20 protein-coding genes and 2 tRNA genes are annotated in these 21,088 nt (G+C 59.8%); 14 read left to right on the top strand and 8 right to left on the bottom strand.

Going from position 1 to position 21,088, the window contains the following annotated elements:
• Positions 1-52: 52 nt before the first annotated feature.
• The 3 genes from ACZZZU_RS18700 to ACZZZU_RS18710 all read right to left on the bottom strand — a co-directional run bounded on the left by ACZZZU_RS18700 (position 53) and on the right by ACZZZU_RS18710 (position 1,576).
• The gene (locus tag ACZZZU_RS18700) at positions 53-1,201 is read right to left on the bottom strand and encodes a slipin family protein (protein ID WP_463551465.1); all 1,149 of its coding nucleotides are present in this window, start codon (positions 1,199-1,201) and stop codon (positions 53-55) included.
• A 235-nt stretch (positions 1,202-1,436) separates the two neighbouring features.
• Positions 1,437-1,506 (bottom strand) — tRNA-OTHER (locus tag ACZZZU_RS18705).
• A tRNA-Gln gene (locus tag ACZZZU_RS18710) sits at positions 1,504-1,576 on the bottom strand. Before ACZZZU_RS18710 ends, ACZZZU_RS18705 begins: the two co-directional genes overlap by 3 nt.
• A 289-nt stretch (positions 1,577-1,865) precedes the next feature.
• On the opposite strand from ACZZZU_RS18710, the gene rtcR reads away from it, so the two are divergent.
• The 3 genes from rtcR (at position 1,866) to ACZZZU_RS18725 (ending at position 5,352) form a co-directional block, all read left to right on the top strand.
• Positions 1,866-3,488: an RNA repair transcriptional activator RtcR gene (rtcR, locus tag ACZZZU_RS18715; RefSeq protein WP_463551466.1), complete on the top strand. Its 1,623-nt coding sequence runs from the start codon at positions 1,866-1,868 to the stop codon at positions 3,486-3,488.
• A gap of 253 nt (positions 3,489-3,741) precedes the next feature.
• Positions 3,742-4,146 carry a DUF6795 domain-containing protein gene (locus ACZZZU_RS18720; protein WP_463551467.1) on the top strand — a complete coding sequence of 135 codons (405 nt, stop codon included), beginning with the start codon at positions 3,742-3,744 and terminating at the stop codon, positions 4,144-4,146.
• A gap of 63 nt (positions 4,147-4,209) precedes the next feature.
• Complete coding sequence (locus tag ACZZZU_RS18725; protein ID WP_463381735.1) at positions 4,210-5,352, top strand: lipase family protein; 1,143 nt, start codon at positions 4,210-4,212, stop codon at positions 5,350-5,352.
• A 9-nt stretch (positions 5,353-5,361) separates the two neighbouring features.
• Here the strand turns inward: ACZZZU_RS18725 and ACZZZU_RS18730 are convergent, their stop codons facing one another.
• Both ACZZZU_RS18730 and ACZZZU_RS18735 read right to left on the bottom strand, forming a co-directional pair.
• Positions 5,362-5,718, bottom strand: coding sequence for a hypothetical protein (locus tag ACZZZU_RS18730; RefSeq protein WP_463551468.1), 357 nt, complete (start codon positions 5,716-5,718; stop codon positions 5,362-5,364).
• A gap of 210 nt (positions 5,719-5,928) precedes the next feature.
• A complete protein-coding gene (locus ACZZZU_RS18735) occupies positions 5,929-7,782 on the bottom strand; it encodes an Lnb N-terminal periplasmic domain-containing protein (RefSeq protein ID WP_463551469.1) in 1,854 nt (617 codons plus the stop codon).
• 143 nt (positions 7,783-7,925) lie between these two features.
• On the opposite strand from ACZZZU_RS18735, the gene ACZZZU_RS18740 reads away from it, so the two are divergent.
• From ACZZZU_RS18740 to ACZZZU_RS18755, 4 genes are all read left to right on the top strand, one after another.
• Positions 7,926-10,379 carry a Lon protease family protein gene (locus tag ACZZZU_RS18740; RefSeq protein WP_463551470.1) on the top strand — a complete coding sequence of 818 codons (2,454 nt, stop codon included), beginning with the start codon at positions 7,926-7,928 and terminating at the stop codon, positions 10,377-10,379.
• Between the two features lie 188 nt (positions 10,380-10,567).
• Positions 10,568-10,909, top strand: a complete 342-nt coding sequence (locus ACZZZU_RS18745; RefSeq protein WP_122492960.1) for a PA4575 family protein — start codon at positions 10,568-10,570, stop codon at positions 10,907-10,909.
• 215 nt (positions 10,910-11,124) lie between these two features.
• Positions 11,125-11,613 (top strand): TIGR00645 family protein, encoded by a 489-nt coding sequence (locus ACZZZU_RS18750; protein WP_122450175.1) that lies wholly within the window; start codon positions 11,125-11,127, stop codon positions 11,611-11,613.
• A gap of 80 nt (positions 11,614-11,693) precedes the next feature.
• Complete coding sequence (locus ACZZZU_RS18755) at positions 11,694-12,320, top strand: FKBP-type peptidyl-prolyl cis-trans isomerase (protein WP_122450174.1); 627 nt, start codon at positions 11,694-11,696, stop codon at positions 12,318-12,320.
• Positions 12,321-12,553: 233 nt separating this feature from the next.
• Here ACZZZU_RS18755 and ACZZZU_RS18760 read toward each other — a convergent pair whose 3' ends face one another.
• Both ACZZZU_RS18760 and ACZZZU_RS18765 read right to left on the bottom strand, forming a co-directional pair.
• Entirely contained in the window at positions 12,554-12,796 is a 243-nt protein-coding gene (locus tag ACZZZU_RS18760; RefSeq protein WP_122450173.1) for a PA4570 family protein, read from the bottom strand.
• A gap of 140 nt (positions 12,797-12,936) precedes the next feature.
• Positions 12,937-13,905: a polyprenyl synthetase family protein gene (locus ACZZZU_RS18765; RefSeq protein WP_463551471.1), complete on the bottom strand. Its 969-nt coding sequence runs from the start codon at positions 13,903-13,905 to the stop codon at positions 12,937-12,939.
• 242 nt (positions 13,906-14,147) lie between these two features.
• Here ACZZZU_RS18765 and rplU point away from each other — a divergent pair, with 242 nt between their 5' ends.
• The 5 genes from rplU (at position 14,148) to ACZZZU_RS18790 (ending at position 17,862) form a co-directional block, all read left to right on the top strand.
• On the top strand, positions 14,148-14,459 hold the full coding sequence (rplU, locus tag ACZZZU_RS18770) for a 50S ribosomal protein L21 (protein WP_108098632.1): 312 nt from the start codon (positions 14,148-14,150) through the stop codon (positions 14,457-14,459).
• A gap of 37 nt (positions 14,460-14,496) precedes the next feature.
• Positions 14,497-14,754: a 50S ribosomal protein L27 gene (rpmA, locus tag ACZZZU_RS18775; RefSeq protein WP_122450171.1), complete on the top strand. Its 258-nt coding sequence runs from the start codon at positions 14,497-14,499 to the stop codon at positions 14,752-14,754.
• 160 nt (positions 14,755-14,914) lie between these two features.
• Positions 14,915-16,138, top strand: coding sequence for an Obg family GTPase CgtA (gene cgtA / locus ACZZZU_RS18780; RefSeq protein WP_122450170.1), 1,224 nt, complete (start codon positions 14,915-14,917; stop codon positions 16,136-16,138).
• Between the two features lie 91 nt (positions 16,139-16,229).
• Positions 16,230-17,348: a glutamate 5-kinase gene (proB, locus tag ACZZZU_RS18785; RefSeq protein WP_122450214.1), complete on the top strand. Its 1,119-nt coding sequence runs from the start codon at positions 16,230-16,232 to the stop codon at positions 17,346-17,348.
• A gap of 46 nt (positions 17,349-17,394) precedes the next feature.
• Positions 17,395-17,862: a CreA family protein gene (locus ACZZZU_RS18790; RefSeq protein WP_122450169.1), complete on the top strand. Its 468-nt coding sequence runs from the start codon at positions 17,395-17,397 to the stop codon at positions 17,860-17,862.
• Positions 17,863-17,960: 98 nt separating this feature from the next.
• On the opposite strand, the gene rpsT is transcribed toward ACZZZU_RS18790, so the two are convergent.
• Entirely contained in the window at positions 17,961-18,239 is a 279-nt protein-coding gene (gene rpsT / locus ACZZZU_RS18795) for a 30S ribosomal protein S20 (RefSeq protein ID WP_122450168.1), read from the bottom strand.
• A 255-nt stretch (positions 18,240-18,494) separates the two neighbouring features.
• Here rpsT and murJ point away from each other — a divergent pair, with 255 nt between their 5' ends.
• Positions 18,495-20,039, top strand: coding sequence for a murein biosynthesis integral membrane protein MurJ (gene murJ / locus ACZZZU_RS18800; RefSeq protein ID WP_463551472.1), 1,545 nt, complete (start codon positions 18,495-18,497; stop codon positions 20,037-20,039).
• A gap of 110 nt (positions 20,040-20,149) precedes the next feature.
• Positions 20,150-21,088 carry a bifunctional riboflavin kinase/FAD synthetase gene (gene ribF / locus ACZZZU_RS18805; protein WP_122492954.1) on the top strand — a complete coding sequence of 313 codons (939 nt, stop codon included), beginning with the start codon at positions 20,150-20,152 and terminating at the stop codon, positions 21,086-21,088.

Consider the following 21,088-nt stretch of genomic DNA (forward strand, 5'->3'; position numbering starts at 1 on the left):
ATTCCGATGCCGGCGCGTCTGTTGCGCCGGGGTGTTGCTGTTCGTTCGTCGTCTAGCGTGGGGCGATGGTCACCAAGCCGTTAAGCACTTGGTCGAGACCGCCAAATACCGAGATTCGGTCAATTCGCTCGGCCACGCGCTCCAGGGTTTCCAGTTCCTTCAGGCGCAATGCCGTCGGGTTTTCTTCCATGACCTTCGCCGTGTTAAGCAAAGACCGGGTCGCCGAGGTTTCTTCGCGACGGCGAATCACGTTCGCCTGCGCGGCTTTCTCCGCCTCTACCACTTTGGCCAGCAAGGTTTTCATCTCGCCCGGCAAAATGATGTCGCGCACGCCAAGGCCAGTGATCTGCAAACCGGTGCCCTGCAATTTGGTATGCAGAAGAGTGGTGGCCGTATCGTCGATAAGCTGTTTATTCTCCAGCAGTTCATCCAGCGTACGGGTGCCTACGGCTGCACGCAGGGCGAATTGCAGTTCGCGGTACAAGTGGTCCAGCGGCTTGGCGATTTGCGAGAACGCTTTCAGCACATCGTCATAGCGCCAGTTGGCCGCCAGGTTCAGGCGCAGGCTGACTTTGTCGCGGGTCAGAATTTCCTGGCCGCTGACTTCCATAACCTGCATGCGGGTTTCGACCAGTTCTACAGCGATCTGCCGGTTGAAGCGCCAGAAGCCGTAGCTGCCGGTTTCAAGCAGTTGCGCCGGGTTGCCGTCCACTTTCAATACGCCGACCTGAAACGCCGGCACTTGCACAATCAGCACGCCGGCCATGCCGTCGATGCCTTTGCCGCGCAGGCCGATCTGGCCCAGTTGGGCGGTAAGCGCAGCGTCGAGTCGGTAGGTATGGCCCAATTCGATGCGTTGCAGGCGTTGCTCGCTCTGGCCTTTCCAGTACAGGCGGCGGCTGCCTGGTGAAAGTATTTCCACCAGGTTGTCGTCTTCGTAGCGCAGGCCGACTTGGGTTTCGCCAAGGTCCATGCATTCGAAATGTTCGCTCACCAAGGCGGGCTCATGCTTGCGCAGATAGTTGGCCATCGGATGTTCGAACAACGCCTTGTTGAGATCGAAAAGCTCCAGGCTCAGGCGGTCGCTGAAGTCACGCAGCTTGTGCACGCCAGGTTGCAGCACGCGATGGAAGTCGCCGTCGCGAAGCAGCAGGCCGCGCTGGTTTTTCTTAACAACAAAACGCTTGGTAAACAGGTTCATTTGCTCAATTCCTTTTAAGTGGTGCCGACGTTGCCGGTGGGTCGAGCGTGGCAGGGGGGGCGGCGGGGTGAAGGTGTGTCGCTGCCCATGCCGGGCGTTTGGCTTCATCCTTGAAGCGCGACGTTCTTCTGCTCGCTGTCCGGCCTGCTGGCCGGGCCGACCGGCTGGGTGCTCACTGCATGCGGGCACCCCGTCGACGGGTATTGCTCATGTTTTAAAGCGCCGTGAAGGGCGGTTTTGGAGCGGGATTCGAACCCGCGGCCGGCCCCCGAAAGGGCTGCTCTACCATGCTGAGCTATCCAATGTCCGGGCAGGATTCGAACCTGCGACCTCCACGCCAGGCGTGGTGCTCTACCTGACTGAGCTACCGGACCGTTGCCATATCGTTGTAGCGGCGGCATATGCAGCACCAACACGCTGGGTGGGTCTGCACACCGGAGAGGTCTGACCCTCTACCCGTAGGCCTGCTTGGCGATGTGGCATAACGGTAATAGCGAATGTCGTGCCACTATTTTTAAATTTTTTTAAGTGGTTGTTTTTAAAGTTAAAAATCAGGATTTTAGAAAAACAAAAGGCTTAGGTGTAACGACTTGGCTATATTTTAAGATAGGCATTTATCCAAAAAGATAAGTTTCGATAGTGAGTTCGGGTCGGGAGCCAGGAAATGGCACGCAAAACAGTGGCAATGGGTTTTCTCGGCGCGACCCTCGACCGGGTCGGAAAAGGCGCCAACCGCTGGAGTAACTGGCGGCCAAGCGTGGGTTTGTGCCAGCAGCAGGGGCTGCTTATTGATCGGCTGGAGCTGATCCACGGCACCGACGCGCGTGATCTCGGCCTGGCCGAGCGCATCGCTGACGATATCCGCCAGGTATCGCCGGAAACCCAGGTGCGCCTGCACCCCATGGCGTTGCGCAATGCCTGGGATTTCGAAGAGGTCTACGGCGCACTGCATGACTTCGTCAGCGCCTATGTCTTTGATACCGAGCACGAGGATTACCTTGTGCACATCACCACCGGCACCCACGTCGCGCAGATTTGCTGGTTTTTGTTGACCGAAGCGCGCTACCTGCCGGCGCGGCTGGTGCAAACCTCGCCGTCCAGGCGAGGCAGCGACGATGATCGGGTAACCGGTACGCACGCGCTGATCGATCTCGACCTGTCGCGCTACGACCGGATCGCCTCGCGCTTTCGCCATGAGCGTCTGGAAGGCCTGGCCTTTCTCAAGGCTGGTATCGCGACGCGAAACGCGGCGTTTAACCAGTCCATTGAACAGATCGAGCGCGTCGCCGTGCGCTCCCGGGCTCCGATGTTGCTCATGGGCCCCACAGGCGCGGGCAAGTCGTTTCTGGCGCGACGCATTTATGAGCTCAAGCGCAGCCGCCATCAGATTCAGGGGCGCTTTGTTGAAGTGAACTGCGCCACCCTGCGTGGCGATGGCGCCATGTCCGCGTTGTTCGGCCACGCCAAGGGCGCGTTTACCGGCGCTCAAAATGCCCGCGAAGGCCTGTTGCGTTCGGCCGATGGCGGCATGCTGTTTCTCGATGAAATCGGTGAGCTCGGGCTCGATGAGCAGGCCATGCTGCTGAAAGCCGTAGAGGAGAAACGTTTCTTTGCATTGGGCTCGGACAAAGAGGCGCAAAGTGATTTTCTATTGATTGCCGGTACTCACCGCGACTTGCGTGAGCGGGTAGCGCAGGGCTTGTTTCGCGAAGACCTGTTCGCGCGAATCAATCTCTGGACCTTCGCCTTGCCCGGCCTGGCAGGGCGGCGTGAAGACATTGAGCCCAACATTGATTTCGAGCTGGAACGGCACGCCCGCGAGCAAAACCGGCTGGTGCGCTTCAATCTGGAAGCTCGGCGCCGCTACCTGGCGTTTGCCGGCTCGGCTGAAGCGCTGTGGCAGGGTAACTTTCGCGAACTTTCCGCTTCCATCACACGGATGGCGACCCTCGCCGACAGCGGGCGCATAGATGAGGCGCAGGTGCAGGAAGAGATCGCCCGCCTGCAAAGCGCTTGGGGCGTAAAACCAGCGCGCGACGACGTCGATGGGCTGTTGGGCGAGGAGGGCGCACAGCTGGATTTGTTTGACCGCTTGCAGCTCAACGCGGTGATAAAAGTCTGTCGCGACGCCGAAAGCCTGTCTGCGGCGGGCCGCCAGCTGTTCGGCGTTTCGCGCCAAGCCAAGGCGCAACCCAACGATGCTGACCGCCTGCGTAAATATCTGGCGCGTTTCGGTCTGGATTGGCAGGCCGTGCGTGGTCAGGTTTTGCCGACGAAAAAAGCATGACGCACGTCCAACTCTGACAATCTGTTCGTCGCGCCACAGCGAGCCCGGCGAGCGCTTGGGTATACTTCGGGTCCGTCCAGGCTGCGTGCCTGGCCAGGATCGGCCGACTTGCCGGGTGCTGGATCGTTTCGGTCAGCCTGTGGTCGAAGCCGGTTACGTGCCGCCTGGCGCGATACAGAGGGATCTACACATGAGTCGCATCGCAGCCTCTATGGCAATGCTTCTATTGGGACTATTGGTACAGGGACACGCAATGGCATTTTCCAAGACGCTGTATTTGTTTTCCGAGGTCAACGGCATCGTTCTGCTTGATGGCAAACCCGTGCAAGGGGTTGAAGTGACGCAGGAGTACGACTGGCACTGGAAGGACGAAAAAGGCAGCAAGGTCGCGGTCACCGACGCCGAAGGGCGTTTCCGCTTTCCGGTTATTACCGGCAAATCGCTAACCGCCGGCTTGCCGCATCAGCCGGTCATCGAGCAGAAGCTGCGCCTGTCTTATCAGGGCAAGGACTACAAAGGCTGGTTGCACGGTAAGGACAACTACGACGAAAACGGCGAACTCAAAGGGCAGCCACTGAATCTGGTGTGCGACCTCAATGATGAGCCAGTCGGCCATCCGGAAATTCGCAGTTTCGGTATTTGCGTGCCGCAAAAATAATCACGGCATTAGTAGCTCGGCTATTAGTGACTTCATTGTTTCAGAGCCAGAAGGGAATCAGGTTTGAGTTCTTTATCTCCTAAACAAGCAGCCAGCGTCGCCTTCCATGTGTATTACGCCAAAGGCATGGGCTCGACGGAAACCCTGCAGGATTACGCCTCGGCCGAGGGCTTGGGCGGCCTGTTCGATTTCAAGAATGCGCAGCAGTCTGCCGGCACCAGTGGCGCGATCATTCGCAAGACCACCGGTTTCACCTATGGCGTTGAAGGCTTGGGCACACGACAAGGCGAAGTGCTGCTGGGCTTTCGCGGTACCGACATCACTCAGGATTGGCTCACCGATGCCAACTGCGGCCTGCAACAGGGGCCAAGCGCCTGGCCGGTGCACGCCGGTTTCAACGAAACCTTCAAATCGTTTCGCGATGATCTCGACCGCTTTATGCGCGGGCGCAAGCCAAGCACCATTCACTGCGTAGGGCACAGCCTGGGCGGCGCGCTCGCCTCATTGGCGGCGGATCACCTCAGTCAGGCCGGCATTGGCAACGTCAAGCTGTACACCTTCGGCGCGCCACGCGTGGGCGTAGCTGGTTTTGCCCGTAACCTGACGAGCAAGTTGGGTTCGGAAAATATCCATCGCGTGTACCACTTGGCCGATCCGGTCAGCATGATTCCCATCTTCCCCTTCGCCCACGCGCCCGATGACGGTCCGGTGTGTCAGCTTCCGTGGGGCAGCTCGTTTTCGTTCGACGCGCACAAGATGGGCAACTACCGAACCACCATTGGCGATGCGACCTGGAGCGGGCTGCGCCGCGTGCAGCAAACGACCCTCGAACGCGATGTGCAGGCTTGGTTGAAAAACGCCAACGGCAGCGTGCTGATGCTGTCGGCGACGTCGCTGATGATGATTTCCCAGGCCATGCAGTACGTGATCGGCAAGGCGCTCGGTGTGGTCGCCGGCACGGCAATTACCGGGACCATGACGGTGCTCGACCAGATTGCTGGGCTATTGGTCACGGGCGCCAATGCGTGCGCGGCCATTGGCGATTCGCTGAACAGCCTGATCGTGCAGATATTCCGCTTCCTCGGCCGGCCCTTGCCGTCTGCGGCCAACCTGACCGTGGCGTTTTTGCGTTGGGTGCTGGAGCTGCTGAGCACGACCGTGCTTAACCTGGCCCGCCGCGCCATCGACGTGGGTATGCGCCTGTAACAACAGGCGTTAGTGGGAGCGCATCGCCTTGGCCATGGCTTGGTCGGTGTCGTGCTCCCACTTCTCGTCGCGGTCGCTGTTGCGATGCTCCTCATACGCACGCAACTGCGCGCTCTCGGCTTCGGTCTGGCACTGGCGGAAACCATCGGTCCAGCCTTCCGCGTACTGCGCGCTTTTCAGGTAGCGCGGCACGTCTTTTTTAAAGCCACCACTGATAGCGCCCGCCGCTTGACGACCACTGCCGCAGCCGTCGGAATATCCGGCGGCGAACGGCTCGGGGTAGCCCTGGCCGACTAAATAGTCGTAGCTGCTTTGGCAGGCACCGAGCAGCGCCAGAATGGGGATTACCAACAGGAACGGGCGCACGGGAACTCTCCTCAACGGGTAGGGCGAGTGTGCGCGGGGTTCTGTGAGAAAAACGTCAAAACGGCGTAAAGCTTGTGTGGAAGCGGGGGCGCCGTTGGGCTTCGCTGGGCTCACCGAGCGCGGACCGACCCAACCTACGGATCAGTCGTAGGTTGGGTCGGTCCGCGCTCGGTGAGCGAAGCGAAGCCCAACAAGCGTCAGCCGCCACGCTCAATAGTGGTACAACTTCACTTCCAGGCTCACTTCGTTCTCAGGCGAGGCGAGCTGGCTGAATTCGCGTTTGGCCGATAAGCGCAGGCCCAAATTCGTCGATATTTCCCATTGCTGGTTAAGGCTAAGGCTGCGCCGCACCTCGCCATTGGCGAAGTAGTCCCCGCGTGCTTCCACGCTCAGGTTGCCCACCGGGTTGTTCCACAGCAGCCCGGTATTAAAGCCGGCGGCCGGTGACACGAACGCAGCAAAATCGCTGTTGTGCTCGATGCGCACCGTGCCGAGGGCAAAGCCCAGCGTGTCGTCGGTCAACGCCCAGGTGCCGCCCACGCCACCGTTGAGGTGGGGCACCAGGCGCTCGTCGCCGTCTTCTCCCAGCACCCGCTCCAGCCCGCTCGCCACTTGCCAGGACCACGGCTGCAACAGCTCGTTGCGCGGCGTCAGCGAGCGGATGTTAGCCAGGTCGAGCCGTTGCAGCTGCCAATGGTTGCCTTCGTATTGGCGCAGTTTGAGTTGCAAGATTTCGATCTGCGCGCCGAGCGGGAAGCCGTAGAGGTTGTCGTTGAGGTCGTGGTAGGCCATGCGCAGGCCGTACTCGGCGAACGCGCGGTCGTCGCGGCTGCCGGCGCCGAGTTGCCAGGTGCGCGACTCGTGGCCCTGTTCCGGCAAGCCTGGGCGTTCGACCGTCAGCGGCGGCGGCGGGTTGCGGTTGATGCTTTTCAACAAGGCATAGCTGCGTTGAGCACTGCCGCTGTCTCGCTCGCCGCTGGCGCTGCGGTAGCGTTGCAGGCGAAAGGCGGCGTCCTGAATCAAGGCCTGGCGATCAATGGCCAGCTGCATGAATGCCGGGCTTTGCAGCTGCGCCGGGTCATCGGCCACTTTCAGGGCCCAGTGTTGTTCGTCACTACTCAGCGGCTTGGCGCGCTCCAGCAATTCACGCTCACGCGAAGGGCGATAGTCGATGCTGTTAACCAGGCCGGCATTTTTCACCGCTCGCACGGTGTCGGTCGGAATGGCGGTGATCGGGAATTGCTCGGTCAGCTCCAGGCCTGGCCTGGCGATTTCCAGCAGTTCGAGCAAGCGGAAGGAGCAGTTTTCGTCGAAGAAAAAATAGTCGAAGCGGATCTGTTTGAGCTCCCACACATGTTCGACCATGCGCGCGGTTTCGGTGGGCGTCAGGTTCAGCCGGTATTCCCATAAATCACGGTTTTCCAGGCTGCGGTATTCGGCGAGTTTCTCCCTGTAGGGCACCAGCGCGAACAGGCCGGGGTAGCCGCCCATCAGGCCCTTCCAGGCATACAGAATGCTGTTGTCCATGCCCTCGATAAACGCGCCGAAGTTCAGGGCGTAACTGAGCAGGGCAGTGTTGTCGCTGTCGATGTCGGCCTGGTCGATACGCAGCAAGGTGTGGCCGAACATGGACGACGGGCTGTTGAGGTACGCCGCCGGAAAAATCAACACGGCGCTGTGCGGGGCGATGTCTTTGAACCAGGCGTTAAATTCGCTGCAATTGGGCGTCGGCAGGTCGTTGAGCTGCAACTGCTCGCGCAGCCACCGGGTGCGTGCCGGGTACACGCACTGCGCATGTTTATCGCCGTTGTCGGGCGCGGCGTAAATAGCCGCCAGGGTGGCGGCCAGCTCGGCGTCCGGGTGGCTCTCGCCGTTGGGTGCGAGGAAGAAATGCGGGTCATCCACATAGCTGCGCCAGCCGCCGAGCTTGCCGGTTTCATAGTGGTTGAGCGCAATCCAGTACGGATCGTTCGCCAGCGCTTGCAGGCGCTGGTGCGTCAGCGTCGGGGCTGCGTGGGCCAGGCCTGCGAGGCTTAACGCCAGAGCGAATAAAGTCCGTTTCAAGGTGGTTGTTCTTCTTCTAACGCGGTGCACGGAGCTTTGTAGGGCGGGGCGTTGGTGTCAAGGAAGAACGCCTTGCCAGACAGAATCGGGCGGCGCCAGAATGGCCGCGAACGATGACTGCCCATCTGAACTAAGGATTTTCGATGCCTGATCCCGTTGCCAATGGCTTGCGCTTGGCGCCCGACGCGCTAACCCGTCCCTTCGATGCTAGTCAGTTCAAATTCACCATCACCGACGATCTGGAACCGTTCCGCGGCGTACTCGGCCAGGAGCGCGCGGTAGAGGCGCTGCAGTTTGGTGTGGCCATGCCGCGCCCCGGTTACAACGTATTTGTTATGGGCGAGCCGGGCACCGGCCGCTTCTCCTTTGTTAAGCGTTACCTCAAGGCTGAAGGCAAGCGTTTGGAAACGCCGTCGGACTGGGTGTACGTCAACCACTTCGATGAAACCCGCGAGCCCCGCGCGCTTGAATTGCCGCCAGGCACCGCCACGGCGTTCATCGCCGATATCGAAGGCCTGATCGACAACCTGATGGCCACCTTTCCGGCCGTGTTTGAGCACCCGGCCTACCAGCAAAAAAAGAGCGCCATCGACCGCGCCTTCAATCAGCGCTACGACCGTGCGTTGGATGTGATTGAGCGGCTGTCGCTGGAAAAAGAAATCGCCCTGTACCGCGACAGCACCAATATCGCCTTCACTCCAATGAAGGAAGGCAAGGCGCTGGACGAGGCCGAGTTTGCGCAACTGCCTGAAGCCGAACGCGAGCGTTATCACGCCGACATTTCGGCGTTGGAAGAGCGCCTGAACGAAGAGCTGGCCAGTCTGCCGCAGTGGAAGCGTGAGTCGAGCAACCAACTGCGCCAGCTCAATGAAGAAACCATCACCTTGGGCCTGCAGCCGTTGCTGGGGCCGCTGTCGGAGAAGTACGCGGAAAACGCCGGTGTCTGCGCCTATTTGCAAGCAGTGCAAGTCAACCTGCTGAAGACCGTGGTCGAGCAGTTGGTGGATGTGGATAAAGTCGACGCCGAGGCGCGCAAATTCCTGCAAGAGCAGTACTGCCCGAGCCTGGTGGTCGGCCATCACGCCAGCGGCGGCGCGCCGGTGGTATTCGAGTCGCACCCCACCTACGACAACCTGTTTGGCCGCATCGAATACAGCACCGACCAAGGTGCGCTCTACACCAGCTATCGCCAGTTGCGCCCAGGCGCTTTGCACCGGGCCAACGGCGGTTTTCTGGTACTGGAAGCCGAAAAGATGCTCGGTGAGCCGTTTGTGTGGGACGCGCTCAAGCGCGCCCTGCATGCGCGCAAATTGAAAATGGAATCGCCGCTCGGTGAACTGGGCCGCCTGGCCACCGTGACGCTGACGCCGCAAGTGATTCCGCTCCATATCAAAGTGGTGATCATCGGCTCCCGCCAGCTGTACTACGCCCTGCAAGACCACGACCCGGACTTCCAAGAGATGTTTCGCGTACTGGTGGATTTCGACGAAGACATTCCCCTGCACGACGACAGCCTCGAGCAGTTTGCCCAGCTGTTGAAAACCCGCACCTCGGAGGAGGGTATGGCGCCGCTGACCGCCGATGCGGTGGCGCGCTTGGCGACCTACAGCGCGCGCCTGGCCGAGCATCAGGGGCGGCTATCGGCGCGCATTGGCGACTTGTTCCAGTTGGTTAGCGAGGCAGACTTTATTCGCCAGCTCGCCAACGACACGGTCACCGACGCCGGCCATATCGAGCGCGCGCTGAAAGCCAAAGCCACGCGCACCGGGCGCGTCTCGGCGCGGATTCTCGATGACATGTTGGCGGGCATCATTCTGATCGACACCGCCGGCGCGGCCGTCGGCAAGTGCAACGGCCTCACCGTGCTGGAAGTGGGCGACTCGGCCTTTGGTGTGCCGGCGCGTATTTCGGCCACGGTGTATCCGGGCAACAGCGGGATTGTCGACATCGAGCGCGAGGTCAATCTCGGTCAGCCGATTCACTCCAAGGGCGTGATGATTCTCACCGGCTACCTCGGCAGCCGCTACGCCCAGGAATTCCCCCTGGCCATTTCCGCGAGCATCGCGCTGGAGCAGTCGTACGGTTACGTGGACGGCGACAGCGCCTCGCTGGGCGAGGTGTGCACCTTGATTTCCGCGTTGTCGCGCACGCCGCTCAAGCAGTGCTACGCCATTACCGGCTCCATCAACCAGTTCGGCGAAGTGCAGGCGGTCGGCGGCGTTAACGAGAAAATCGAAGGCTTCTTTCGACTGTGTGAAGCGCGTGGCCTGACGGGCGAACAGGGCGCGATCATTCCGTACGCCAACGTGGCGACCCTGATGCTCGACGAGCGCGTGCTGCAAGCCGTGCGCGCGGGGCTGTTCAACGTGTATGCCGTTCGGCAGGTGGACGAGGCGCTGGGGCTGCTGGTTGGCGAGGCGGTCGGCACGGCGGACGAGAACGGCGAGTTCCCCGAAGGCAGCGTGAATGCGCGGGTAGTGGAGCGCTTGCGTGAAATTGCGGAAATGGGGCTCGAAGAAGAGGAAGAGAAGAGCGTCGAAGCGGAAGCAGCCGCTGTGTTGACCGGCAAAGCGGGGTCAAAAGCCGACGTCAAATGATCGAATGATCGCCCGATGGCTGGTCAGTCATTGAGCAGTTCGAGCCCGGCCACAGCGGATGGTGGCTGGGCCGGCTTTCCCACGGTCCATCCACAGAGTTATCCACAAGCGGCGGGGATAACCTGCAGGCTTCCCTGAACCGCCGGGCCAGGTGTAGTCTGACCCCACACCACAAGAGGGCCGCCGTGATGCCGCGCCGCCTCTGCCTCACCCGTCATTGTCTTGGTCTGATCACCCGTATCGAATGCGTGATCCGCCCGCTGGCAGGCGAAAACGGGCTGTGGGTTCTCATTTGTGGTGCTGGAATGGCCGCCTCCCAACCTTCTGCGATTAAAACGCAAGGCCCATTCCACGGGCCCTACGTGGCTGAAGAGGTGCTCGCAGCAATCGCCGCTAACCTCGCCGAGCTTGGTTACAGCGAGAGCGATGAACCGGCTATTTGGTGCCTGCATTTACAAGCCGAATTGCGCCGTGTGAATGCTGACCGTGGCCGCCACTTGGGCGATTACCAAGTCGGGCCGGAAACTTAGAAGTCATCTTTGCTCAGCTTTTGAGCGTTCCCGTAGAAGCCCGACGTGGCGCTTGCTGGAGCCGTCTATCCGAAGGCCGTCCACAACGTTATCCACAGAACGTGTAGATAAGATCTGGCCGTTCAATTCCGTTACTTTTTGCGCTCGGTTCGCACCTTGTCTCGTCAAGTGCGCTGGGTATACTCGCGCTCACTTTTGACCTGCTGTGAGCGACCATGGAACGCATTATTGAAAACGCGATGTACGCCTCCCGTTGGCTGCTGGCGCCGATCTACTTCGGCTTGTCGCTGGGGTTGCTGGCATTGGCGCTGAAGTTCTTCCAGGAGATTTTCCATGTTCTGCCGAATGTGTTTGCCCTGGCAGAATCCGAGCTAATTCTCGTGCTGCTGTCGTTGATCGATATGGCGCTGGTAGGCGGCTTGCTGGTGATGGTGATGATTTCGGGCTACGAGAACTTCGTTTCCCAACTCGACATTGACGAGGGCAAGGAGAAGCTCAACTGGCTGGGCAAGATGGATTCCAGCTCGCTGAAGATGAAAGTGGCAGCCTCCATCGTGGCCATTTCCTCCATTCACCTGCTACGGGTGTTTATGGATGCCAAGAACATCGAGCCGGAATATTTGATGTGGTACGTGATCATTCACATGACCTTCGTGGTGTCGGCCTTTGCCATGGGTTACCTGGACAAGCTGACCAAGCACTGACCGGTTCGCTGCACATCGGCCAGCCAGCGCTTCTGTGCTAGGCTGGCCGACCTTTTTTTGGCCTCAGCGGAGTTAGCGCCATGTCCGAACAGAATATCGATACCTTCACCACCGATGAGAGCCGCGTCAGCTACGGCATCGGCCGCCAACTGGGCGACCAACTGCGCGACAACCCGCCACCGGGCGTGAGCCTCGACGCCATTCTGGTTGGTCTGACCGACGCGTTCCGTGGCCACGCCAGCCGCGTTAGCCAGGAAGACATGTCGGCCAGCTTCAAAGTGATCCGCGAAATCATGCAGGCCGAGCAAGCTGCCAAAGCTGAAGCCGCTGCTGGCGAAGGCCGTGCGTTCCTGGCTGAGAACGCCAAGCGCGCCGGCATCGTGACCCTGGAATCGGGTCTGCAATACGAAGTGCTGACCGCTGGCGACGGCGCCAAGCCAACCCGCGACAGCACCGTGCGTACCCACTACCACGGCACGCTGACTGACGGTTCGGTGTTCGACAGCTCGTACGATCGTGGCCAACCGGCTGAATTTCCGGTGGGTGGCGTGATCGCTGGTTGGACCGAAGCGCTGCAACTGATGGGCACTGGCAGCAAATGGCGCCTGTACGTACCGAGCGAGCTGGCCTATGGCGGCCAGGCTGTTGGCAGCATCCCGCCGCACAGTGTTTTGGTGTTTGACGTAGAGCTGCTGGAAATTCTGTAAAAACCTACTGCGCTCGGTTTAGCGGCGTTAAAAACAGACTCTCAATGCTCATTGGCTACAGCCAACTCCGCTTGCTCCCCTGTTTTTGCCTTGCTACACCGTCGCTCGTTACGGTTTTGGAGTAGGCGGCTTGCGGTAAGCGAGCAGGTTGCCCAGAACGCAAAAGGCCGAGAGTGAATGCTCTCGGCCTTTTGTTTTTTCGGGGCAGGTGCGTCAACGGTCTGGGCTCCTGGTCAGTGCAGGTCGGAAGAAGGGCGCAGCGCGCGGGAGTAGCAGAACAGGAACAGGTTGCGTACCAACTCCTTGAGTACCGTCGGCTCGCTGGAGCTCAGGCCGGACAGATCCAGGTCGCCCTGCTCGCGCAATTCGTCCAGCGCTTCTTCTTCCAGTACGGCACAAACCTTCCCGGTATCGCGGTGCAGAATCCGCAGGTACGGGTGCGGACGGTCTAGCCAAGCATCAATCAAATAGGTCATGGCTCATCTCCTTCTTTTGGTTTGATGAGAATAATTCCTATTGAGATAATAGCAAGGTCTAATTTGTGCCGGTTCGTATTGCACGATTGTCGGCAATAAAAAGCCCGGCGCTGGGCCGGGCTTTCGGGGTTGCGTGAAACTTAGTGGGTGCGGGCGACAGCGAATTCGCTGAGCTCAATCAGCGCGTCTTTGTATTCGCTGGCTGGCAGTACATCCAGACACGCAATCGCTCGAGCGGCGTAGTCACGGGCCTGGTTGGCGGTGTAATCCAGCGAGCCGGATGCTTCGACAGCCGCGCGGATACTTTCCAGGTCTTCCAGGCCACCTTTCTGAATGGCGGTGCGGACCAAGCTGGCTTGCTCAGCGGTGCCTTCGCGCATGGTGTGGATCAATGGCAGCGTCGGTTTACCCTCAGCCAGATCATCGCCCACGTTTTTGCCGAGGGTTTCGGCGTCGCCGCGGTAGTCGAGCAGGTCGTCCACCAACTGGAATGCCACGCCAAGGTTGTCGCCAAAGGCTTGCAGCGCTGTGGACTGTTCAGCGCTCGCGCCAATCAAGGCAGCGGCGCTGTGGGTCGAAGCCTCGAAAAGCATCGCGGTTTTGCCGCGGATGACTTCCATATAGGTTTCTTCGGTGGTGCTGGCGTCGCGCACTTTGGAAAGCTGCAGCACTTCGCCTTCGGCAATCACGCGAGTGGCGCGTGAGAGAATCTGCATCACCGGTAGCGAACCGAGCTCGACCATCATTTCGAACGAGCGTGAATAAAGGAAGTCGCCGACCAGCACGCTGGGCGCATTGCCCCACAACGCATTGGCGGTCGAGCGGCCACGGCGCATGCCCGACATGTCGACAACGTCGTCATGCAGCAGGGTCGCGGTGTGAAGGAATTCGATGGTGGCAGCCAACAGACGCAGATCATCACCTTGGCCGCCCAGCGCTTTGCCGCAGAGCAGAACCAGCAGCGGGCGCAAACGCTTGCCGCCGGCGGAAATGATGTAGTCGCCTATTTTCTCTACCAGAGGAACGCGGGAGACCAGTTGTCGTCTGATAATGCCATCGACGGCGGTAAAATCGTCCGCCACCACGTTATAGAAGGCCTGTGGTTGCATCAGTGACACGTGCTCCTCGAAGGTTGCGCGGCATGCTAGGGGGCAGGTGTAAGGCTGTCAAGGCAAGTGCTGCGGGTGCTTGCGCGGGGCCAAAGCCTTGCGTACAATCGCGGCCCCTGAACTTCCCTGGGCAGCACCTGCCTTACGCAATTGCAAGGGCGTCCTTCCGGCCCCAAGCAGCCATGCCAGCCGACGACTATTCCTATAAAGCGCTGGGTGAGCAGGATTAACGGAGCAAAATTATGTACGCAGTAATTGTTACCGGTGGCAAGCAATACAAAGTCGCCGAAGGTGAATACCTCAAGATCGAAAAGCTCGAAATCGCCACTGGCGAAGCCGTTACTTTCGATCGCGTTCTGCTGATCGGCAATGGTGACGACGTGACTATCGGCGCACCGGTTGTTGAAGGCGCTAAAGTTGTAGCCGAAGTGATTGCACAAGGCCGCCACGATAAAGTGACCATCATCAAGTTCCGCCGTCGCAAGCACCACATGAAGCGTCAGGGCCACCGTCAGTGGTTCACTGAGATCAAAATCACTGGTATTTCGGCCTAATTCTTTCGGCCCAAATCCTTATTAGGAGTATTGACTCATGGCACACAAAAAAGCTGGCGGTAGTACCCGCAACGGTCGCGACTCAGAATCTAAACGCCTTGGCGTGAAGATGTATGGCGGCCAGGCTATCAAAGCAGGCAACATCATCGTGCGTCAGCGCGGTACCCAATTCCACGCTGGCTACGGCGTTGGCATGGGTAAAGATCACACTCTGTTCGCTAAAGTCGAAGGCGTGATCAAGTTCGAAGTTAAAGGCGCCTTCGGTCGTCGCTACGTGAGCGTCATCGCGGCTTAATCGCGGTGTTGCTGGAAAAGCCCTGTCTCGCGACGGGGCTTTTTTGTTTCTGAAAGCTTGAGGCTTTTGCAAAATCAACCGGGAGCTGTTTCGCTGGGTTTTGCAAAAGTCTTATGTTCCTTGTGTTATCTAGCCCGCTATTGCGGCGGGAGGCGTGCCGATGAAATTCGTCGATGAAGTATCGATTTTTGTAAAAGCAGGTGATGGTGGTAACGGTTGCATGAGCTTCCGTCGTGAGAAGTTCATCGAGAACGGTGGACCGAACGGCGGCGATGGCGGCGACGGTGGTTCCGTGTACATGGTCGCGGATGAAAACCTCAACACCCTGGTTGATTACCGCTACACGCGTCGCTTCGACGCCGAGCGCGGCTCCAATGGCGGCAGCGCCGACTGCACCGGGCGCAAGGGTGAAGATACCGTGCTGCGCGTGCCGGTCGGCACCACCATCATTGATGCCGCTACCCAGGAAATCATCGGTGACCTGACCAAAGACGGTCAGCGCATCATGGTCGCCCACGGCGGCTGGCATGGTCTGGGCAACACCCGTTTCAAATCCAGCACCAACCGTGCGCCGCGTCAGACCACCCTGGGTAAGCCGGGCGAGTCCCGCGACCTCAAGCTGGAATTGAAAGTGCTGGCAGACGTGGGTCTGCTTGGCTTGCCGAACGCCGGCAAAAGTACCTTTATTCGCTCGGTTTCGGCCGCCAAGCCGAAGGTGGCCGACTACCCGTTCACCACGCTGGTGCCAAACCTGGGCGTGGTCAGTGTCGATCGCTACAAGAGCTTCGTGGTTGCCGACATTCCCGGCTTGATCGAAGGCGCTTCCGATGGCGCCGGCCTGGGCATTCGCTTCCTCAAGCACTTGGCGCGCACTCGTTTGCTGCTGCACCTCGTCGACATGGCGCCGTTGGACCTTTCCGATCCGGCCGAAGCAGCCGAAACGATTGTGTCTGAGTTGGGCAAATTCAGCCCGTCGCTGGCTGAGCGTGATCGTTGGTTGGTGCTGAACAAGTCCGACCAGATTCTTGAAGAAGAGCAAGACGCTCGCATCAAGGAGATCACTGATCGTCTGCAGTGGACCGGTCCGGTTTATGTGATTTCGGCGATTGGTAAAGAAGGCACAGAAAAGCTCTGCTTCGATATCATGCGCTACCTCGAAGAGCGTTCCGTGCGTATCGCCGAAGAGCCGCAATACGCAGCTGAGCTGGCACGACTCGATCAGAGCATCGAAGATGAAGCGCGTGCACAGTTGCAGGCACTGGACGACAAGCGCGCCTTGCGTCGCGCTGGCGTCAAGGTGGCCGGTACGGACGATAACGACGACGGCTTCTGGGATGAGGAAGATGACGATGATGGTCCAGAGATCATCTACGTCCGAGACTGAGTAAAACCACAACGCCGCTAATTAGCGGCGTTGTGCTGACTAATTCGCACGAGTGGCGCGGCGCCGCTCTACTGGCCAGGGTTGGATGACCATGCGGGACAAGGTGACTGGCGCTCAGCGCTGGGTGGTGAAGATCGGTAGTGCGCTGTTGACCGCTGACGGGCGCGGCCTGGATCGCGGCGCAATGGCGGTGTGGGTCGAGCAGATGGTGGCCTTGCGCGAGGCTGGCGTTGAGCTGGTACTGGTGTCGTCGGGTGCGGTAGCGGCGGGTATGAGCCGGTTGGGCTGGGCGTCGCGACCGAGCGCTATCCATGAGCTGCAAGCGGCGGCAGCAGTGGGGCAGATGGGCCTGGTGCAGGCTTGGGAATCCAGCTTTGCGCAGCACGGCCGGCATACCGCGCAAATCTTGCTGACCCATGACGACCTGTCTGACCGCAAGCGTTACCTGAACGCCCGTAGCACGCTGCGTACCCTGGTTGATCTGGGCGCGATCCCGGTGATCAACGAAAACGACACCGTGGTCACCGACGAAATCCGCTTCGGCGATAACGACACCCTGGCGGCGCTGGTCGCCAACCTGGTGGAGGCCGATCTGCTGGTAATTCTCACGGACCGCGACGGCATGTTCGACGCCGACCCGCGCCATAATCCTGATGCTCAGCTGATTTTCGAAGCGCGTGCCGATGATCCTGCATTGGATGCAGTGGCGGGCGGCGTCGGCGGTGCGCTGGGGCGTGGCGGTATGCAGACCAAGCTGCGCGCGGCACGACTGGCGGCGCGTTCCGGTGCGCATACGATTATTGTCGGCGGCGCCATTGAGCAGGTCTTGGCGCGGCTCAAAGCAGGGGAGCGGCTCGGTACGTTGTTGGCGCCTGAGCGCGGTTTGCTCGCTGCGCGCAAGCAGTGGCTGGCCGGGCATCTGCAAACCCGCGGTACGCTGCAGCTTGATGCTGGCGCCGTGAAAGCGCTGCTGGAAAGCCACAAGAGCTTGTTGCCGGTTGGCGTGAAAAGCGTGCAGGGCAACTTCCGTCGCGGCGAAATGGTCGTGTGTGTCGATCCGCAAGGGCGCGAAATTGCTCGCGGTCTGGCGAACTACAGTGCGGCCGAGGCGCAGAAGATTGTCGGTCAGCCCTCGGATGCCATTGAGCGTCTGTTGGGTTATGTCGACGAGCCTGAGCTGGTCCATCGTGACAATCTGATTCTGGTGTAAGCGCGCCTTGGGGCGGCTTCACCGTTGGCTGGGAAGGGAGAGTGCAGTGCGAGTGATCAATGGATGGTTGGGTGCTTTACTGCTGCCCTTGGCGTTTGCGGCATCGGCGGAAGAAATCGGCCAGGTGTCGACTGTTTTCAAATGGGTTGGGCCGAACGACAAGATTGTCGTCGAGGCGTTTGATGATCCGAAGGTTGAAGGCGTGACCTGCTACCTGTCACGGGCCAAAACCGGCGGCGTCAAAGGTGGGTTGGGGTTGGCGGAAGACCGTGCCGAGGCGTCGATTGCCTGCCGTCAGGTCGGACCGATTCACGTGCCGGACAATTTGAAAGATGGCGAAGAGGTGTTTAAAGAGCGCACTTCGCTGGTGTTCAAGACCATGCAGGTGGTGCGGTTCTTCGACAAAAAGCGCAACACGCTGGTCTACCTCGTTTATAGCGACCGCGTAATCGAAGGCAGCCCGCAAAACGCGGTAACCGCCATTCCGATTCTGCCCTGGGTGCAGCAGCCCTGAACTGAAAAGGCGAACCGCAAGGCTCGCCTTTTTTGTCTGCCACTATTTTCAGGCAATAAAAAACCGGCCCTGAGACCGGTCTTTTCAACGCATCACACTTAGGCAGCAGCAGCTTGGCTGAGATCCTTGATGTGACCGTTCAGGCGGCTCTTATGACGAGCTGCTTTGTTCTTGTGGATGATGCCTTTGTCGGCCATACGGTCGATTACGGGCACAGCCAGGGTGTAAGCCTTTTGAGCAAGTTCGAGGTCTTTGGCGTCGATAGCCTTGACCACGTTCTTGATGTAGGTACGAACCATGGAGCGCAGGCTGGCGTTATGGCTACGACGCTTCTCAGCCTGTTTAGCGCGTTTTTTGGCAGAAGGTGTATTGGCCACCGTCGAGCTCCTTGAAACTTTGGGGAAATGACTAAACAAATAAGGCCGCGAATCATGCCGATGTGTCGAAGGCTTGTCAAGCGCGGTTCAGTGTTGCGGGTTAAGGATCTATCCGCTGTCCGACGGGCGAGCACACCCTGCATGGGTGATTTATTTGCCGGCCGGTTCTACACTCGCCGCCTTTGCCTTGCGGCCCATAGGGTGGCGCCGACATTTGCGGTGGCGCAGCTTACTTGATGCGGTAGAACGAGCGTTATGAATTTACTCAAGTCGCTGGCTGCGGTCAGCTCGATGACCATGTTGTCCCGGGTACTGGGCTTTGTTCGCGACACCATTGTCGCGCGTATTTTCGGCGCCGGCATGGCCACCGACGCCTTCTTTGTTGCGTTCAAACTGCCCAACCTGCTGCGCCGCATTTTTGCCGAGGGCGCGTTCTCCCAAGCCTTCGTGCCGATTCTGGCGGAATACAAAACCCAGCAAGGCGAGGAGGCGACGCGCACCTTTATTGCCTATGTGTCCGGGTTGCTGACGCTGGTATTGGCCGTTGTCACTGCTCTGGGCATGATCGCTGCCCCTTGGGTTATCTGGGTAACGGCGCCAGGCTTTGTCGACTCGCCGGAAAAATTCGAGCTGACCTCATCACTTCTGCGCGTGACCTTTCCTTATATATTGCTCATCTCGCTAGCTTCCCTGGCCGGCGCGATTCTCAACACCTGGAATCGCTTCTCCGTACCCGCTTTCGTGCCGACCCTGCTCAATATCAGCATGATCGTGTTCGCGCTGTTCCTGACCCCGTATTTCAACCCGCCGGTCATGGCGCTCGGTTGGGCGGTGCTGGTCGGCGGTCTGCTGCAGTTTCTTTATCAACTGCCGCACTTGAAAAAGATCGGCATGCTGGTTCTGCCGCGCCTAAACCTGCGTGATGCAGGTGTGTGGCGCGTGATGAAGCAAATGGGGCCGGCCATTCTCGGCGTATCGGTCAGCCAGATTTCGCTGATCATCAACACCATTTTCGCCTCCTTTCTGGTCGCCGGCTCCGTGTCGTGGATGTACTACGCCGACCGCTTGATGGAACTGCCGTCCGGCGTACTGGGCGTGGCGCTAGGGACGATCCTGCTACCGGCGCTGTCGCGCAGCTTCTCCAGCAAAAATATCGAGGAATACTCGCGCTTGCTGGATTGGGGGCTGCGGCTCTGTTTTCTGCTGGCGCTGCCGTGCGCTCTGGCGTTGGCCATTATTTCCGAGCCATTGACCGTTTCGCTGTTTCAGTACGGAAAGTTCAGCGCGCACGACGCGCAAATGACTCAGTTCGCCCTTATCGCCTATTCGATGGGCCTGCTCGGCATCATTCTGGTGAAAGTGCTGGCGCCCGGTTTCTATGCGCGGCAGAACATCGCCACGCCAGTGCGTATCGCGCTGGTCACCTTGGCAGCCACTCAGGCGATGAACCTGGTGTTCTTCTTCACCTTGCCTTACCCGCACGCCGGGCTGGCGCTGTCGATTGGCTTGGCGGCCTGTCTGAATGCAGGCCTGTTGTTCTGGCAGTTGCGCAAGCAGCAGTTGTTCACGCCGCAGCCGGGCTGGTCGCTGTTTCTCATCCGGCTGGTCGTCGCCGTGGTGGTGATGGCCGCTGTGCTGCTTGCCGTGATGCACTGGATGCCCGCGTGGGATCAGGGCGACATGCTGATTCGCCTGCTTCGTCTGGGTGCTTTGGTGGCCAGTGGCATTGCCGCGTATTTCGGCGTGCTGCTGTTGTTGGGCTTCCGTTTGCGTGATTTCGCCCGCCGTACGCTGGCGTAATCCCTACGTAAAACGCAGATTTATTCGCCTGTACATCCGCATCCGCTGTCGCCTGTTGTCCGGCGTCGGGTGTGCGTATAATCGCCCACTTTGTGAGCAAGAAGCGTCCTATGCAGCTGGTTCGAGGGCTTCAAAACTTGCAGCCTCAACACCGAGGCTGTGTTGCCACTATCGGCAATTTTGACGGCGTGCACCGTGGCCACCAGGCCATCCTGGCGCGGCTGCGCGAGCGCGCGGACGAATTGGGCGTGCCCAGTTGCGTGGTGATTTTCGAACCACAGCCCCGTGAATTTTTCGGCCCCGACACCGCGCCACCGCGCCTGACGCGTTTGCGGGACAAGCTCGTCTTGTTCGCCGAAGCCGGGGTTGATCGGGTGTTGTGCCTGTCTTTCAATCGCCGTTTGCGTGAACTCAGCGCCGCCGAGTTTGTGCAGACGGTGCTGCTTGAAGGATTGGGCGTGCAGCATCTCGAAGTGGGCGATGACTTCCGCTTCGGCTGTGACCGCGCCGGCGATTTCGCTTTTCTGCAAACCGCCGCGCAGGTTGAAGGGTTCACCCTGGAAGCGGCCAGCACCGTTGAAATCGACGGGCTGCGTGTGAGCAGTACGCGGGTTCGCGAGTCGCTTGCAGCCGCCGATTTCGCCTTGGCTGAACGTCTGTTGGGCCGTCCGTTTCAAATCTCCGGGCGCGTGCTGCACGGCCAGAAGCTGGCGCGCCAATTCGGTACGCCAACGGCGAACGTACAACTCAAGCGGCGTCGTGTGCCGTTGACAGGCGTGTACTTGGTAACCGTCGAGCTCGACGGCAAACCCTGGCCCGGCGTCGCCAATATTGGCGTGCGGCCCACGGTGCAAGGTGATGGCAGTGCGCACCTGGAAGTGCACCTTTTGGATTTTGTCGGCGATCTCTATGGCCGACGTTTGACGGTGGCGTTCCACCACAAGCTGCGCGATGAGCAGCGTTTCGCCTCCCTGGAGGCGCTGAAGACGGCGATACACGCGGATGTCGCCGCCGCCCGTGCCCTTTGGCAGGGTCAACCGCTTAAGTGA

The sequence above is a fragment of the Pseudomonas sp. AC136 genome, assembly GCF_979258585.1.

Bases quoted from the DNA above. Each gene is read 5' to 3' on its own strand.
- ACZZZU_RS18745 (WP_122492960.1), top strand. From the start codon at position 10,568: ATGCCGCGCCGCCTCTGCCTCACCCGTCATTGTCTTGGTCTGATCACC.
- ribF (WP_122492954.1), top strand. From the start codon at position 20,150: ATGCAGCTGGTTCGAGGGCTTCAAAACTTGCAGCCTCAACACCGAGGC.
- ACZZZU_RS18700 (WP_463551465.1), bottom strand. From the start codon at position 1,201: ATGAACCTGTTTACCAAGCGTTTTGTTGTTAAGAAAAACCAGCGCGGC.
- proB (WP_122450214.1), top strand. From the start codon at position 16,230: ATGCGGGACAAGGTGACTGGCGCTCAGCGCTGGGTGGTGAAGATCGGT.
- murJ (WP_463551472.1), top strand. From the start codon at position 18,495: ATGAATTTACTCAAGTCGCTGGCTGCGGTCAGCTCGATGACCATGTTG.
- ACZZZU_RS18760 (WP_122450173.1), bottom strand. From the start codon at position 12,796: ATGACCTATTTGATTGATGCTTGGCTAGACCGTCCGCACCCGTACCTG.
- ACZZZU_RS18750 (WP_122450175.1), top strand. From the start codon at position 11,125: ATGGAACGCATTATTGAAAACGCGATGTACGCCTCCCGTTGGCTGCTG.
- rtcR (WP_463551466.1), top strand. From the start codon at position 1,866: ATGGCACGCAAAACAGTGGCAATGGGTTTTCTCGGCGCGACCCTCGAC.
- cgtA (WP_122450170.1), top strand. From the start codon at position 14,915: ATGAAATTCGTCGATGAAGTATCGATTTTTGTAAAAGCAGGTGATGGT.
- ACZZZU_RS18740 (WP_463551470.1), top strand. From the start codon at position 7,926: ATGCCTGATCCCGTTGCCAATGGCTTGCGCTTGGCGCCCGACGCGCTA.
- rplU (WP_108098632.1), top strand. From the start codon at position 14,148: ATGTACGCAGTAATTGTTACCGGTGGCAAGCAATACAAAGTCGCCGAA.
- ACZZZU_RS18765 (WP_463551471.1), bottom strand. From the start codon at position 13,905: ATGCAACCACAGGCCTTCTATAACGTGGTGGCGGACGATTTTACCGCC.
- ACZZZU_RS18720 (WP_463551467.1), top strand. From the start codon at position 3,742: ATGGCATTTTCCAAGACGCTGTATTTGTTTTCCGAGGTCAACGGCATC.
- rpmA (WP_122450171.1), top strand. From the start codon at position 14,497: ATGGCACACAAAAAAGCTGGCGGTAGTACCCGCAACGGTCGCGACTCA.
- ACZZZU_RS18755 (WP_122450174.1), top strand. From the start codon at position 11,694: ATGTCCGAACAGAATATCGATACCTTCACCACCGATGAGAGCCGCGTC.